The organism is Pseudomonas azerbaijanorientalis (genome assembly GCF_019139795.1).
GTDB classification, from domain to species: Bacteria; Pseudomonadota; Gammaproteobacteria; order Pseudomonadales; family Pseudomonadaceae; genus Aquipseudomonas; species Aquipseudomonas laurylsulfatiphila.
On sequence record NZ_CP077078.1, the window covers coordinates 4,875,602 to 4,890,322 of the forward strand.

The window sequence follows — 14,721 nt, forward strand, 5'->3', positions numbered from 1 at the left end:
TTCTCCTGATTCAGGCCAACGCTGCACGGGCGGCAGCGAAAGCGTCTGGGGTATTGAGGTTGGATGTCGATACGCCTTCGGCGCAACGCTTGTTCAGGCCGGCCAGCACTTTGCCCGGGCCGCATTCGACCAGTTGGGTCGCGCCCTTGATGGCCAGCGCCTGGACCGATTCAACCCAGCGTACGGGCTTGTACAGCTGTTCGAGCAGATCACGCTTGAGGGTTTCCAGATCGGCCGGCACTTCGGCACTGACGTTCTGGACCACAGGAATCTGTGGCGCCTGCCAGTTGATTGCGGCGATCGATTCGGCGAAACGCTCGGCAGCCGGACGCATCAGCTCGCAGTGGGACGGCACGCTGACCGGCAGCGGCATGGCGCGCTTGGCACCACGCGCCTTGCAGCCTTCGATGGCACGCTCAACGGCGGCCTTGGCTCCGGCGATAACCACCTGGCCAGGGGAGTTGAAATTCACCGCGCTGACCACTTCGCCTTGTGCCGCTTCGGCACAGGCGGCCAGTACATCGGCATCGTCCAGGCCGAGGATGGCAGCCATGCCGCCCTGCCCGGCCGGAACGGCTTCCTGCATCAGTTGGCCACGACGCTCGACGAGTTTCACCGCGTCGCCCAGGCTCAGGCTGCCCGCTGCCACCAGCGCGCTGTATTCACCCAGGCTGTGCCCGGCGACGTAGGCCGGACGAGCACCACCTTCGGCCAGCCACAGACGCCACAGGGCGATCGAGGCAGTCAGAATGGCCGGTTGGGTTTTATCGGTTTGATTGAGTTGCTCTTCCGGCCCTTGCTGGGTCAGTGCCCACAGGTCGTAACCCAGTGCATCGGAAGCTTCTTTGAATGTTTCAAGGACAACCGGGTGTTGTGCGCCCAACTCGGCCAGCATGCCGAGGGACTGCGAACCCTGTCCCGGGAAGACGAATGCGAGGGAAGCAGACATGTAACAAGCCCCTAATGATCTTGTCGTCGGAGAATTGGCGCCCCGCTTTGGGGACGCAAGAAACTGACAGTTGGATGGCCCATCGAACCAAGCGGTCACATTTAAGCATTGTCCGACGAAAACGCCTAAAGCAACAAATCCTCCAGACGACCGTGCAGGCGCTCGGGAAGATTTTCCTGAATCTCGATCATGGCGCGCGAAATGGCGCTTTGGAAACCCTGGACCCCGGCAGAACCGTGGCTCTTCACCACAATCCCCTGCAAGCCGAGAAAGCTCGCGCCGTTATGCCGGGCAGGCGCCAGTTCGGCCTGCAGACGCTTCATCAACGGCAGCGCCAGCGCGCCGACCGCACGTGAGGCCAGGTTCTTCTTGAACAACGCCTCGATGCGCCCGGCAATCATGGTCGCCAGGCCTTCGCTGGATTTGAGCAGGATGTTGCCGACAAAACCGTCACACACCACCACATCCGCTTCGCCACGGTACAAACCGTCGCCCTCGATAAAGCCGATGTAATTGATGCCCCGGGCGCCTTGCAACAAAGTCGCCGCCAGCTTGACCTGCTGATTGCCCTTTATGTCTTCGGTGCCGATGTTCAGCAACGCCACCCGTGGACGGCTAATACCCAGAGTTTCCGCCGCCACCGAGCCCATGACCGCAAACTGCAACAGATGCTCGGCACTGCAATCGACGTTGGCGCCCAGGTCGAGCAATTGGCAGTAACCCTTTTGCGTCGGGATCGCCGCCACCATGGCCGGACGGTCAATGCCCGGCAGGGTCTTGAGCACGAATCGCGACAACGCCATCAACGCCCCGGTATTGCCGGCACTGACACAGGCCTGGACTTTGCCGTCGCGCAGCAGTTCAAGGGCCACGCGCATCGATGAGTCGGGCTTGCCTCGCAACGCCTGGGCGGGTTTTTCGTCCATGCCGATGACTTCGCTCGCCGGAGCAATCGACAGGCGCGCGCGATCCACAGCCGAATGGCCAGCGATCAATTCTTCAAGAAGGGAGGGTTGACCGACGAGGGTCAGGTGCAGCGAGGGTGTAGCGGACAGGCAAGCAAGACTGGCCTGGACAATGCTGCGGGGACCGAAGTCCCCGCCCATTGCGTCAATCGCGATGACTTGAGCGGACAAGTGATTACTCGTCAGCGCCCTTGTCGATCACTTTACGGCCACGGTATACGCCTTCTGGCGATACGTGGTGACGCAGGTGAACTTCACCGGTGGTTTTTTCTACAGACAGGGTGCTAGCCTCGAGAGCGTCGTGCGAACGGCGCATGTCACGGGCAGAGCGGGATTTTTTGTTCTGCTGAACAGCCATAATTGATTAACTCCTAAACGTTTGGGTCACGCTTTAACTGCGCCAATACACTGAACGGGTTGGACCGCGTTACCTCGTCCTCGCTCGGTTCGGGCTCATCTGCTCCCGCCGGCTGCTGGCATTCTTCCGGATGATGAGCAGGCACAATGGGCAAGGCGAGCAGAAGCTCCTCCTCGATCAGTGACTGCAGATCCAATGGATCTTCGCCCAGTTCCAGCACGTCATAACCTTTCGGCAACGACTGGGTATTCGCACCCTCCTTCACCACAGCGTAACTGCATTCGCTATGGATCGGCAGGGTGACCAGCTCAAGACAACGCTGGCAAACCATTTTGACTTCAGTGTCGATAAAGCTGTGGATGACCACAGATTTACGTTCATCTCGTTCAAAAACGAATTTAGCCTGCACCGTACCGACATTGTCGGAAAGCGGGTCGCAGAGTCTCTCCAAATCGGCCAGCAGCATTTCACCTTGAAGGGTGGTGCCACGATCAGCCAATTTGCGCGGGTCAACGTGAGGTGGAATCGGGTCATTCAACATAGGCGCAGCATTATAGGGATGCACCCGCCCATGTCAAAGGAAATTCAGCCCTGTCCGTCACTTGGAAGCCTCGCTAGAATTCGCACCTGCCTTATGGAGATGCGCATGCTGCCTTTATTACTCGCTTCCGGCTCGGTCTATCGCCGGGAATTGCTGGCCCGCCTGCAACTGCCATTCACCTGCAGTTCGCCGGATATCGACGAAAGCCATCGCCTGGGTGAATCCGCCATCACGCTGGTCAAGCGCCTTGCCGAAGAGAAAGCGCGCGCCCTGGCCGCCAGCCATACCGCTCATCTGATAATCGGCTCCGACCAGGTTGCCGTACTGGGAGAGCGGATAATCGGCAAGCCCCACACCTTCGAAAAAGCCCGCGAACAACTGCTGGCCGCTAGCGGCGCCAGCGTGACATTCCTGACCGGCCTGGCCTTGCTCAACAGCCAGACAGGGCACTGCCAGGTCGATTGCGTGCCGTTCACCGTACACATGCGCACACTCGACGCGACCCGCATCGAGCGCTACCTGCACGCCGAGCAGCCCTACGATTGCGCAGGCAGCTTCAAGGCCGAAGGCCTGGGGGTCAGCCTGTTTCGCAGCACCGAGGGACCTGATGCGACCAGCCTGATCGGCCTGCCGCTGATTCGCTTGATCGACATGCTATTGGCCGAAGGCGTGCAAATACCCTGAAAGCAAAAGATCGCAGCCTGCGGCAGCTGTGTAGGAGCTGCCGAAGGCTGCGATCTTTTGATCTTTGAAACGGCCTAGCGCAACGACGGACCGTTAAACCCCATCCACATCGCCAAATGCTCAGCCACGCTGGCACCGAGCTTTTTCGAGAAGCGATCGAATGGCGACTCCTGAACGGTAAAGTCCACCAGCTCTTTCTCGCCGATCACATCCCGCGCAACCGAACTGGCATTGCCCAGTCCATCGATCAACCCCAGTGGCAGCGCCTGCTCGCCGGACCAGACCAGGCCGGAGAACAGCTCCGGATGCTCCTTGTCCTTCAGGCGATCGCCCCGCCCTTGCTTGACGCTGTTGATGAACTGCTTGTGGGTCGTATCGAGCACACCTTGCCAGAAAGCGGTTTCTTCCGGTTTCTGCGGCTGGAACGGATCGAGGAACGACTTGTGCTCGCCCGAGGTGTAAGTGCGACGCTCGACACCCAGCTTTTCCATGGTGCCGACAAAGCCGTAACCGGCCGCCGTCACACCGATGGAACCGACCAGGCTCGCCTTGTCGGCGTAGATCTGATCCGCCGCGCTGGCGATGTAGTAAGCACCGGAAGCCCCCAGGTCGGAAATGACCGCATACAGCTTGGTGTCCGGATGCAGGCCGCGCAGGCGACGGATCTCGTCATAGACATAACCCGACTGCACCGGACTGCCGCCCGGGCTGTTGATGCGCAGGATAACGCCCTTGACCTTCTTGTCCTCGAAAGCCGCGCGCAGGCTGCCAACGATATTGTCTGCGCTGGCCGGCTCCTTATCGGCAATCACCCCTGTCACATCGATCAACGCCGTGTAATTGGCACTGAGGGTAGCGGCCTTTTCCATATCCATCAGCGGCGAAAACAGTGCAATAGCGCCGAAAAGATACACAAACGTCAGCAACTTGAAGAATATCCCCCAGCGACGGGATCGACGCTGCTCCTGCACACTGGCCAGCAGCGTCTTCTCCAGCAGCTTCCAGCTTTTGTCGTCACCGCCCTCTGCGCTCGCCTTGGCGGGCGCCTTCCATTCGTCGGTCATGCCATCCACCCCAAAAACAACCGGTTAAGCCTGCTGACTCAGCCAGGCGTGCAATTCTGAAAAACGGTCGATGGCCAGCCGCGGCTCATAAAGCTTCAACGCATCGATCGATTGAGCGCCATAGCTTACGGCCACCGACTCCATGCCGGCGTTGCGTGCCATCTGCAAATCAAAGGACGAATCACCAACCATCAATGCCTGCTCCGGGCGCACTTCGCAATGCGCGAGAATCTGCTCGAGCATCAGCGGATGAGGCTTGCTGGCGGTCTCGTCGGCGGCACGGGTGATATCGAAGTAATCCTCCCAGCCATGGGCCTTCAACACCCGATCCAGCCCGCGACGGGCCTTGCCGGTCGCCACAGCCAGATGATAACCCTCGGCACGAAATGCCTCGAGCGACTCGACCACGCCCTCGAACAACGGCGAAGGCACGGCCTCCGACGCAATGTAATGTTCAGCATAGTGCTCGCGGAACCCGATCAACTCTGCGTCGCCGATTTCGGGATACAGGGTGCGGATCGCTTCCGGCAACCCCAGGCCGATAATGCCCTTGACGGCAAAATCGTCGCGCGGCTCAAAACCGGAGCGCCGGGATGCAACATGCATCGCCTCGACAATCCGGCCAATGGAATCGGCCAGCGTGCCGTCCCAATCGAAGATCAGCAGCTTGTAATCAGATGGGCGCACTCAATCGCTCCACAGTCTTGGCCCACATCTCGTCGACCGGCGCCTGCAACTTCAGCTCGCCGCCATCAGGCAGCGGCACGGTCAGCATGTAGGCATGCAGGAACAGGCGCTTGCCGCCCAGATCGCGGATTTCCTTGCTGAAACCTTCGTCGCCGTACTTGGTGTCGCCTGCAATGCAGTGCCCGGCGTGCAAGGTATGCACGCGGATCTGGTGAGTCCGGCCGGTAATCGGCTTGGCTTCGATCAGGGTGGCAAAGTCGCCGAAGCGGCGCAGGACCTTGAACACGGTCACGGATTCCTTGCCCTCCTCCTCGTCGACCTCGACCATGCGCTCGCCGGAGCGCAGATTGCTCTTGCCCAGCGATGCACGGACCTGCTTGATCGAGCTCGCCCAGTTACCGCGGACCAGCGCCATGTAGCGCTTGTCGACACCATCACCGCGCAGCGCGGTGTGCAGGTGACGCAACATGCTGCGCTTCTTGGCGATCATCAACAGGCCAGACGTGTCACGGTCGAGACGGTGAACCAGTTCGAGCTCCTTGCAATCGGGACGCAACTGACGAAAGGCTTCGATCACCCCGAACGTCAGGCCGCTACCGCCGTGAACCGCAATGCCGGCGGGCTTGTTGATCACGATCAGGGCCTTGTCTTCGAAGACAATCGAGGCTTCGAGCCGCTGCAGCAGGCCTTGTGCCAGTGGCACCGGCTCGTCGCGTTCAGGCACGCGAACCGGCGGCACGCGCACGATATCGCCCGACTGCAGCTTGTACTCGGGCTTGATCCGACCTTTGTTCACGCGCACTTCGCCCTTACGCAAAATGCGGTAAATCAAGGTCTTGGGCACGCCTTTGAGTCGGGCGAGAAGGAAATTATCAATACGTTGGCCGGCATATTCCGGCGAGACCTCAAGCAGTTGTACGCCTGGAGTCGGGGGGGTAGTCGTCGTCATGCCGCGGATGATAACAATTTTTTATGGAATTGAAGCACTTAATCATTGCTGCTATAGTCGCGAACGCCGCCAAAAGCGGCCTGGACAGCGGACCAACGGTCAAAAACCGGCCCTGACCAACGCAATTCACCAGGACGCGAGGCCGTCCTACGGGGCTTTCGCTACGTAACGGTGGAGTTTGCAGGTGTAACGAGCGCAGGTGACATGAGGCCTGAATCACGCCACAAAGCAGAGTTTTCCACTCGTTTTGCGAGCCATATTCACGGCCAGTTCACAAAGTGCAGTCAGCTGCGAATGACCCCGAGCGAAGGCATCGGAAACAACGCCTAAATTAGCCATGATGCGTGACCTCCCCTTTCGGAGCTCACGGTAAATGCCAACCCGCTGCGGATTCTGCGCGCGGCAGCACCCGAATTATCAGGGATACGTGTAGGGTGGAGATGCACAACCGCCGGACTGTGTAGCAACAGGCTTTCTCCAGACGCTTCATCTCGTCCACAGCCGCTGGTTGATTCCTCCTCCTGACTGAGTGCTTAAGTAGCCACAGCAAGCAGGACGCGTACGTCGCGATGAAGGCCCACATTGGCCGGACTTCGCTGGACACGGGAAATGGCCAACCACTCCCGACGCACCTGACACCGACCGTGAGAAGTCGTGTGTGCCGAACGCCGTTTCCGGCAGCCCGGAAACCGACGGTACTACATGAAAAGAATGCTGATTAACGCAACTCAACCCGAAGAGTTGCGTGTTGCACTGGTAGATGGCCAGCGCCTCTACGACCTGGACATCGAATCCGGTGCACGCGAGCAGAAGAAGGCCAACATCTATAAAGGCCGGATTACTCGCATCGAACCAAGCCTCGAGGCTGCCTTTGTCGATTTCGGCTCTGAGCGCCACGGCTTCCTGCCCCTCAAAGAAATCTCCCGCGAATACTTCAAGAAAGCCCCGGAAGGTCGCGTCAACATCAAGGACGTCCTGAGCGAAGGCCAGGAAGTCATCGTTCAGGTCGAAAAAGAAGAACGTGGCAACAAGGGCGCCGCCCTGACCACTTTCATCAGCCTGGCCGGTCGTTACCTGGTGCTGATGCCGAACAACCCGCGTGCCGGCGGTATCTCCCGTCGCATTGAAGGCGAAGAGCGCAACGAACTGCGTGAAGCCCTGAACGGCCTGGTTGCCCCGGCCGACATGGGCCTGATCGTGCGCACTGCCGGCCTTGGCCGCAGCAGCGAAGAAATGCAGTGGGACCTCGACTACCTGCTGCAGCTCTGGACCGCCATCAAGGAAGCCTCGCTGGACCGCGCCGCGCCGTTCCTGATCTACCAGGAAAGCAACGTGATCATCCGCGCGATCCGCGACTACCTGCGCCAGGACATCGGCGAAGTGCTGATCGACAGCGTTGAAGCCCAGGACGAAGCCCTGACCTTCATCCGCCAGGTGATGCCGCAGTACGCCAGCAAGATCAAGCTCTACGAAGACAGCGTTCCGCTGTTCAACCGTTTCCAGATCGAAAGCCAGATCGAAACCGCTTTCCAGCGCGTCGTCGAACTGCCTTCCGGCGGCTCCATCGTGATCGATCCGACCGAAGCCCTGGTGTCCATCGACATCAACTCGGCGCGCGCCACCAAAGGCAGCGACATCGAAGAAACTGCGCTGCAGACCAACCTTGAAGCGGCCGAAGAAATCGCCCGTCAGTTGCGCCTGCGCGACATCGGCGGCCTGATCGTCATCGACTTCATCGACATGACCCCAGCCAAGAACCAGCGCGCCGTGGAAGAGAAAGTCCGCGAATGCCTGGAAGCCGACCGCGCTCGCGTGCAAGTCGGTCGCATCTCGCGCTTCGGCCTGCTGGAAATGTCCCGTCAGCGCCTGCGTCCGTCCCTGGGCGAAAGCAGCGGCATCGTCTGCCCGCGTTGCAACGGCACCGGCATCATCCGTGACGTTGAATCGCTGTCCCTGGCGATCCTGCGCCTGATCGAAGAAGAAGCCCTGAAAGACCGTACCGCCGAAGTTCGTGCACAAGTGCCGATCCCGGTGGCTGCGTTCCTGCTCAACGAAAAACGCAACTCGATTACCAAGATCGAACTGCGCACCCGCGCCCGCATCGTCATCCTGCCGAACGATCACCTCGAGACGCCGCACTTCGAAGTGCAACGCCTGCGTGATGACAGCCCGGAAGCGGCGACCAACCAGTCCAGTTACGAAATCGCCGCTGCCGCTGCCGAAGTCGAAGAAGTCCAGCCAGCCGCAGCGACCCGCACCCTGGTTCGCCAGGAAGCCGCGGTCAAGACCGCTCCGGCCCGCGCCAACGCTCCGGTTCCGACCGAAGTTGCCGCTCCGGCCCCGGCTCCGGCCGTCGTGCCTGAGCCAAGCCTGTTCAAAGGCCTGGTGAAGTCGCTGGTGAGCCTGTTCGCCACCAAGGAAGAGCCTGTCGCGCCGGTTGTGGTTGAAAAGCCAGCCGCCGAGCGTCCGGCCCGCAACGAAGAGCGTCGCAACGGTCGCCAGCAGAGCCGCAACCGTAACGGTCGCCGCGATGAAGAGCGCAAGCCTCGCGAAGAACGTGCACCGCGTGAAGAGCGCGCACCGCGTGAAGAGCGTCAGCCACGCGAAGTGCGCGAGCCTCGCGAGAGCCGTGAAGAAACGCCGGCAGTAGCCCGCGAAGAACGCGCACCACGCGCGCCTCGTGAAGAACGTGCGCCGCGCGCTCCGCGTGAAGATCGCAAGCCACGTGGCGAGCGTGAAGAACGCGTGCGTGAATTGCGCGAGCCTCTGGATGCCGCTCCGGCTGCTCCGGCCGCCGCTGCTACCGCAGAAGAGCGTCCGGCTCGCCAGCCACGTGAAGAGCGTGCTCCACGCCCACCGCGTGAAGAGCGTCAGCCTCGTGCCGAACAAGCTGCTGCCGCCGCTGCCGAAGAAGAACTGACCACCAACGAAGAGCAACTGCAGGAAGAGGGTCAGGAAAACGCCGAAGGCGATCGTCCACGCCGCCGCTCCCGTGGCCAGCGTCGTCGCAGCAACCGTCGCGAGCGTCAGCGTGACGCCAACGGCAACGTGATCGAAGGCTCGGAAGAGTCCGAGTCCGGCGAAAGCGCTGAAGCGCCAAGCACTGCCGATCTGGCCGCCGGCCTGGCTGTCACTGCAGCCGTTGCCAGCAGCGTGATCAGCGCTCCAGCCGAAGCTGAAGCCAATGCGCAAGCCGAACGCGCCACTGCCGCGACCCTGGAAGCGGCTCCGGTTGAAGCGCCAGTCGTTGAAGCGACCACACCGGTCGAAGTCACCGCCTCGCCGGAAATCGAAGTGGCGCCAGAAGCTCAGCCAGCCGTTGAAGCGGTTGCCGAGCCGGCTCCAGTGGTTGAAGCACCTGCCGTAGCTGCAGAAGCTGTCGTCGAGACCGTGACTGAAACCGTTCGCGAAGTGCGTGAAGAGCAAACGGCGTTCAACTGGGTGGCCGAGCCAGCCGTCGCTGAAACACCAGCGCCTGCTGCCGAGACCCAAGTGGCCGAAGCCATGGTTTCCGAGCCAGTGGTTGCTGCAGCAGAACCGGCTCCGGCGCCGGTGGTTGAAGCGCCTGTCGTTGAAGCTCCGGTAATTGCCGAAGCGCCTGCGCCAGTCGTCGAGGCCGCTCCTGTCAGCGCCCTGACGCCAAGTGGCCGTGCGCCTAACGACCCGCGTGAAGTGCGTCGTCGCAAGCGCGAAGCCGAGCGTCTGCAAAAGGAAGCTGAACTGGCTGCCGCTGCGGCTCCGGTTGAAGCGGTTGAGGCAGTGCCTGCCCCGGCCGCCGAAGTGGTTGCCGAGCCGGCTGAGTCGGTGATCCACGAAGCGCCGCGCTCCGTTCAGGACGCGGTAGAGCAACACGAGCAAGCCCTGGAAAAAGAGCACGAGACCAAACCTCTCGCCTGATTCCATCGGCCACTGAAAAGCCCCGCCTGGTGAACCCAGGCGGGGCTTTTTTATATCCCTGAATATCCCCCAACCCCCTGTGGGAGCGAGCTTGCTCGCGATAGCCGAATGATATTCAACATTGGTGCTAGCTGATCCACCGCTATCGCGAGCAAGCTCGCTCCCACAAGGACCTATGCTGGCCTGAAGGTTAGTGCCTCAGGCACATCCACATCCCACAACACGCCAGGATCATCCACGGCCACTTCGATCACCCGCCCTTGGGCAAACAGCGGTTTCGCGCCACGATCGCCCGATAGCGCCATCAACCCCGCTGCGAAGTCCCGCCCAAACCCGACCGGATGCCCATATTTACCGCCCTGTACCGGAACACTGATACTGTCATTGCCAATACCCGCCACCACTTGCTCGATACTGGACGGCAGGATGAACGGCATATCCCCCAGCACCATCAGCCAGCCATCGAGTTGTTTGCAGGCAGCGACTCCGGCGGCAATGCTGTCGCCCATGCCGGTCGATTCGATCAGCACAATCTCGCAGCCATAGGCCTGAGCCATGCGAATCACCTGTGGACGGTCAGCAGTGGTGACGAATACGCGTTTGCCCAGCGTCGCCGGCAGGTTGACCAATGTGTGCTCGATGACGGACCGCACCACGCCGTCACGCCCGGTGCAATCGGCCACCAACTTATCCCTTTCAGCACCCGCCACCTGACGAAACCGGCTGCCCTGCCCCGCCGCCAGTACGACGACGCCAATGGACTCGCTCATACCTTCTCCCACCAGACTTTCTTCTGTTTCAGTTCGACGCCATTTTTGACCGCCACGATTTCCGCCATGAGCGACAAGGCAATTTCCGCGGGATTATGACTGCCTATGTGCAAGCCGATCGGACCATGCAAACGGTCAATCGCCGGTTGCGACAAACCCAGTTGAGCCAGGTTTTCCCGGCGCTTCTGGCTGTTGACCCGCGACCCCAGTGCTCCAACGTAAAAGGCTTTGGAATCCAGGGCCGTGAGCAGCGCCATGTCGTCCAGGCGCGGATCGTGGGTCAAGGCCACGATGGCCGTGCGCTCATCGGTCTGGATATTCAACACCGCCTCATCCGGCATGCCCGAGACGAATCGTCCGTGCTGCTCTTCCCAGCCATAGACGAACTCGCTGCGTGGATCGCAAATCAGCACCTCGAAATCCAGCAGGCGGGCCATTTCCGCGACATAGCGCGACAGCTGCCCCGCGCCGATCAGCAGCAAGCGCCAGCGCGGCCCATAGATCGCCCGCAAGGTCTGACCGTCGAACGTCAAGACGTCAGCTTTACTGGCCGGTTGCAAAAGCACTTCGCCGGTGGCCAGGTTCAGTTCACGGGCAACGATTTCATGGGCCTCGCATCGGGCCAGCAGTTGCTCGACCCAATCCCCATCGTCGATGCGCTCCTCGGTCAAGCGCAAGGTGCCGCCGCAGGGCAAACCGAAACGTGCGGCTTCCTCGCGGGTCACGCCGTACGTGATCAGTTGCACCGGCGGCCCGTCCAGTGCGAGACGGCCGTCGTGCAGCCGGGCGATCAAGTCATCCTCGACACACCCGCCGGAAACCGAGCCAATCACCACGCCGTCTTCACGCAAGGCCAGCATGGCGCCGGGTGCCCGGGGCGCAGTGCCCCAGGTTTCGACCACGCTGTACAACACCACCCGCTGACCGGCGCGCTGCCATTGCAGCACACTGCGCAGGACGTTCAGGTCGGCGCTGTCCATCAGGCACCGGCCTGCTGCCAGCCCGACAACTGATAACGAACCGGCAGGTTACGGATGCGCTTGCCGGTGGCTGCAAAGATCGCATTGCACAGGGCCGGCGCAATCGGTGGCACACCCGGCTCACCGACCCCGCCCAATGGCACGTCACCCGGTGGCGTCACCAGATGCACCGCCACCTCTTTCGGCGCCAGGGACATGCGCGCCACTTCGTACATGTGGAAGTTATCCTGCTGGACCTTGCCGTCCTTGAAGCTGATTTCCCCCAGTACAGCATTACCCAGGCCCATGACGCAGGCGCCCTCGAATTGCGCGCGAATCCGCTCGGGATTGATCTGCGGTCCGCAATCGACAGCGATGTCGGCCTTGTGCACCACCAGCGTGCCGTCGTCTTTGACCTCTACCTCGATTACCGCCGCCACATAGGTCACGAAACTGTAATGCACCGCCAGGCCCAGGCCGCGGCCCTTGGGCAGCTCACGCCCCCATCCGGCGGCTTTGGCGGCGGTCTCCAGTACCGTGCGCAGGCGCGCGGTGTCGATCGGATACCGCTCGGGGGATTCACCGTAGTTCCACTCTTCGCTCAAGGTGCGCGGATCGATCTGACGGTCCGGCCCGAGCAATCTGACTTGGTACTTCAGCGGATCTTCCCCAGCCTTGTGCGCCAGTTCATCGATAAAACTCTGGATCGCGAAGCCATGGGGAATGTTCGACACCGAGCGATACCAGCCAACACGGGTATGCACCGTAGCCTCGGGGTTTTCCAGGCGAATGTTGGGGATCGCATACGCCATGTTGGTGAAGCCCATGCCCAGTTCGAACGCCGCCTCATGGTTCATGCCAGGCGCAAACAACGCCGTGATGCTCGGCGCCACCGTACGGTGCAACCAACCGGACGGCAGACCGTCCTTGTTCAGGCTGGCCTTGAGGTATTCGGCCGATACGGTGTGGAAGTAGGAACAGTGGATGTCGTCTTCGCGGGTCCATTGCACCCGCACCGCCTTGCCGGGGAATTCCTTGGCAAGGATCGCGGCTTCGATGATGAAGTCAGGCTTGGACTTGCGCCCGAACCCACCGCCCAGCAAGGTCACGTTGAACGTGACCTTTTCGAACGGCAGCCCCAGGCGTTCACCGATCCGCTCCCGGGTGACCTGCGGCGCCTGGCTTGGCCCCCAGGCCTCGCACGCACCGTCCTTGAACCGCGCAATGGCGACCATCGGTTCCATCGGTGACTGTGACAAATGCGGCAAGTAGTAAGAGGCTTCCAGCGTACTGTCGGCGCTGCTCATGGCCTCGTCGATGTTGCCGGTATTGCGCACCACCTTGCCAGGCTTGAGCGAGGCCGCTTCGAGCTCCTTGCGATAGGCGATCGAGTCGTAGCTGGCGTTGGGGCCGTCATCCCACTCGATTTTCAGCGCCTCGCGGCCCTTGATCGCCGCCCAGGTATTGCTCGCCACCACGGCAATGCCACCCAGGGGCTGGAACTCCGAAGGCAACGGACGACTTTCGATCTGCAGCACCTTGACCACGCCGGGGACTTTCATCGCCGCACTGGCGTCGAAACTTTTGACTTTGCCGCCATACACCGTGGGTCGGGCAATCGTCGCGTAGAGCATGCCGTCGAAATGCACGTCGGCACCGTAAACGGCACGGCCGTTGACGATGTCCTCACCATCGATGGCCTTGGTGCCTTCCTTGCCGATGTAACGGAATTCCGAAGGCTGCTTGAGCCTAAGGCTGTCACGGGCCGGTACGGCCAAAGCGCTGGCAGCGGCGGCGAGCGCGCCATAATCCAGTTCGCGGCCCGAGGGTTTGTGGATGACTTTATGCAGTTGCGCATGGCACTCGCCCACCGACACTTTCCACTGGTCAGCAGCGGCCTGTTCCAGCATGGCGCGTGCAGCAGCCCCGCAACGACGCATCGGTTCGTACCAGTGACGCATGCTGCGTGAGCCGTCGGTGTCCTGGTTGCCGAAACGTGCTTCATCGCCCGGTGCCTGCTGTACCTTGACCCGCGCCCAATCGGCTTCCAGCTCATCAGCCACCACCATGGTCAGGCTGGTGCGCACGCCCTGCCCCATTTCCGAGCGGTTGCAAATCACGGTCACCGTGCCATCGGCGGCGATGCTCACATAGACCTTCGGATCGTCGACCCAGCCGTGGGGCATGCCATCGGCGCCGAACTTCTTGTCTTTCTCTTCGGCAAAAGCGTCTTGCCAGCCCCAACTCGCCGCCAAAACCAGCGCACTGGTGGCGCCCACGCCTTTGAGAAAACCACGGCGACTGAGCTGGCTCAGATTGCTCAGGGTGAAATCATTCGGTAAGCGGCTCATGCCTTGGCCTCCTTCAGGTGAGTGGAGGCCTGGCGGATGGCGGTCTTGATGCGGTTGTAGGTGCCGCAGCGGCAGATGTTGCCGACCATTGCTTCTTCAATCTGCTCGTCGCTGGGGTTCGGGTGGGTCTTGAGCAGCGCTGTCGCCGACATGATTTGACCACCCTGGCAGAAACCGCATTGGGCGACCGCCGTGTCGAGCCAGGCTTGCTGGACGACTTTGCCTATCGGGTCGGCGTGCAGGTTGTCGATGGTGCTGACATTCTGACCGACGACGGAACCGATGGGCGTGATGCAACTGCGTGCCGGAGCCCCTTCGATATGAATCGTGCAGGCTCCGCACAGGCCCATGCCGCAGCCGAACTTGGTGCCGTTGTAACCGGCCACGTCACGGATCGCCCAGAGCAGCGGCATGTCCTCGGTGACATCGAGTTGATGGTCTTGACCATTGAGTTTCAGGGTAATCATGGGCACGCCCGCATAGTTCTTGAGTTATGGGGTCGAGCAATCTGCCGCTGGATCTCGGTGGGTCGCACGCAGATCGACTC

13 protein-coding genes are annotated in these 14,721 nt (G+C 61.3%); 2 read left to right on the forward strand and 11 right to left on the reverse strand.

The features are described 5' to 3' along the window. Positions 1 to 10: 10 nt before the first annotated feature. From fabD to KSS91_RS21745, 4 genes are all read right to left on the reverse strand, one after another. Positions 11 to 949, reverse strand: coding sequence for an ACP S-malonyltransferase (fabD, locus tag KSS91_RS21730; RefSeq protein WP_217836074.1), 939 nt, complete (start codon positions 947 to 949; stop codon positions 11 to 13). Between the two features lie 125 nt (positions 950 to 1,074). Continuing rightward, positions 1,075 to 2,085 (reverse strand): phosphate acyltransferase PlsX, encoded by a 1,011-nt coding sequence (gene plsX, locus KSS91_RS21735; RefSeq protein WP_217836075.1) that lies wholly within the window; start codon positions 2,083 to 2,085, stop codon positions 1,075 to 1,077. Positions 2,086 to 2,089: 4 nt separating this feature from the next. Further along, positions 2,090 to 2,272 (reverse strand): 50S ribosomal protein L32, encoded by a 183-nt coding sequence (gene rpmF / locus KSS91_RS21740; RefSeq protein WP_003179396.1) that lies wholly within the window; start codon positions 2,270 to 2,272, stop codon positions 2,090 to 2,092. Between the two features lie 13 nt (positions 2,273 to 2,285). Then, positions 2,286 to 2,813, reverse strand: a complete 528-nt coding sequence (locus KSS91_RS21745) for a YceD family protein (RefSeq protein WP_007942001.1) — start codon at positions 2,811 to 2,813, stop codon at positions 2,286 to 2,288. A 105-nt stretch (positions 2,814 to 2,918) separates the two neighbouring features. On the opposite strand from KSS91_RS21745, the gene KSS91_RS21750 reads away from it, so the two are divergent. Then, a complete protein-coding gene (locus tag KSS91_RS21750) occupies positions 2,919 to 3,497 on the forward strand; it encodes a Maf family protein (RefSeq protein WP_217836076.1) in 579 nt (192 codons plus the stop codon). 74 nt (positions 3,498 to 3,571) lie between these two features. On the opposite strand, the gene KSS91_RS21755 is transcribed toward KSS91_RS21750, so the two are convergent. From KSS91_RS21755 to rluC, 3 genes are read right to left on the reverse strand one after another with little or no spacing between them, the layout of a single operon-like run. Continuing rightward, the gene (locus tag KSS91_RS21755) at positions 3,572 to 4,561 is read right to left on the reverse strand and encodes a S49 family peptidase (RefSeq protein ID WP_217836077.1); all 990 of its coding nucleotides are present in this window, start codon (positions 4,559 to 4,561) and stop codon (positions 3,572 to 3,574) included. Between the two features lie 24 nt (positions 4,562 to 4,585). Further along, positions 4,586 to 5,248, reverse strand: coding sequence for an HAD-IA family hydrolase (locus tag KSS91_RS21760; protein ID WP_217836078.1), 663 nt, complete (start codon positions 5,246 to 5,248; stop codon positions 4,586 to 4,588). Further along, positions 5,235 to 6,197, reverse strand: a complete 963-nt coding sequence (rluC, locus tag KSS91_RS21765; RefSeq protein WP_217836079.1) for a 23S rRNA pseudouridine(955/2504/2580) synthase RluC — start codon at positions 6,195 to 6,197, stop codon at positions 5,235 to 5,237. Before rluC ends, KSS91_RS21760 begins: the two co-directional genes overlap by 14 nt. Before the next feature lie 702 nt (positions 6,198 to 6,899). Between rluC and rne the strand changes: the two genes are divergently transcribed. After that, positions 6,900 to 10,094: a ribonuclease E gene (rne, locus tag KSS91_RS21770; RefSeq protein WP_217836080.1), complete on the forward strand. Its 3,195-nt coding sequence runs from the start codon at positions 6,900 to 6,902 to the stop codon at positions 10,092 to 10,094. A gap of 173 nt (positions 10,095 to 10,267) precedes the next feature. On the opposite strand, the gene KSS91_RS21775 is transcribed toward rne, so the two are convergent. From KSS91_RS21775 to KSS91_RS21790, 4 genes are read right to left on the reverse strand one after another with little or no spacing between them, the layout of a single operon-like run. Next, positions 10,268 to 10,864, reverse strand: coding sequence for a nucleotidyltransferase family protein (locus tag KSS91_RS21775; RefSeq protein WP_217836081.1), 597 nt, complete (start codon positions 10,862 to 10,864; stop codon positions 10,268 to 10,270). Beyond that, a complete protein-coding gene (locus KSS91_RS21780) occupies positions 10,861 to 11,844 on the reverse strand; it encodes an XdhC family protein (protein WP_217836082.1) in 984 nt (327 codons plus the stop codon). Before KSS91_RS21780 ends, KSS91_RS21775 begins: the two co-directional genes overlap by 4 nt. Next, complete coding sequence (locus KSS91_RS21785) at positions 11,844 to 14,174, reverse strand: xanthine dehydrogenase family protein molybdopterin-binding subunit (protein WP_217836083.1); 2,331 nt, start codon at positions 14,172 to 14,174, stop codon at positions 11,844 to 11,846. The genes KSS91_RS21780 and KSS91_RS21785 overlap by 1 nt, the downstream gene beginning before the upstream one ends. After that, a complete protein-coding gene (locus tag KSS91_RS21790; RefSeq protein WP_015096391.1) occupies positions 14,171 to 14,641 on the reverse strand; it encodes a (2Fe-2S)-binding protein in 471 nt (156 codons plus the stop codon). The genes KSS91_RS21785 and KSS91_RS21790 overlap by 4 nt, the downstream gene beginning before the upstream one ends. Positions 14,642 to 14,721 lie beyond the last annotated feature (80 nt).

Bases quoted from the DNA above. Each gene is read 5' to 3' on its own strand.
- fabD (WP_217836074.1), bottom strand. From the start codon at position 949: ATGTCTGCTTCCCTCGCATTCGTCTTCCCGGGACAGGGTTCGCAGTCC.
- rpmF (WP_003179396.1), bottom strand. From the start codon at position 2,272: ATGGCTGTTCAGCAGAACAAAAAATCCCGCTCTGCCCGTGACATGCGC.
- KSS91_RS21745 (WP_007942001.1), bottom strand. From the start codon at position 2,813: ATGTTGAATGACCCGATTCCACCTCACGTTGACCCGCGCAAATTGGCT.
- KSS91_RS21750 (WP_217836076.1), top strand. From the start codon at position 2,919: ATGCTGCCTTTATTACTCGCTTCCGGCTCGGTCTATCGCCGGGAATTG.
- KSS91_RS21755 (WP_217836077.1), bottom strand. From the start codon at position 4,561: ATGACCGACGAATGGAAGGCGCCCGCCAAGGCGAGCGCAGAGGGCGGT.
- rluC (WP_217836079.1), bottom strand. From the start codon at position 6,197: ATGACGACGACTACCCCCCCGACTCCAGGCGTACAACTGCTTGAGGTC.
- rne (WP_217836080.1), top strand. From the start codon at position 6,900: ATGAAAAGAATGCTGATTAACGCAACTCAACCCGAAGAGTTGCGTGTT.
- KSS91_RS21775 (WP_217836081.1), bottom strand. From the start codon at position 10,864: ATGAGCGAGTCCATTGGCGTCGTCGTACTGGCGGCGGGGCAGGGCAGC.
- KSS91_RS21780 (WP_217836082.1), bottom strand. From the start codon at position 11,844: ATGGACAGCGCCGACCTGAACGTCCTGCGCAGTGTGCTGCAATGGCAG.
- KSS91_RS21785 (WP_217836083.1), bottom strand. From the start codon at position 14,174: ATGAGCCGCTTACCGAATGATTTCACCCTGAGCAATCTGAGCCAGCTC.
- KSS91_RS21790 (WP_015096391.1), bottom strand. From the start codon at position 14,641: ATGATTACCCTGAAACTCAATGGTCAAGACCATCAACTCGATGTCACC.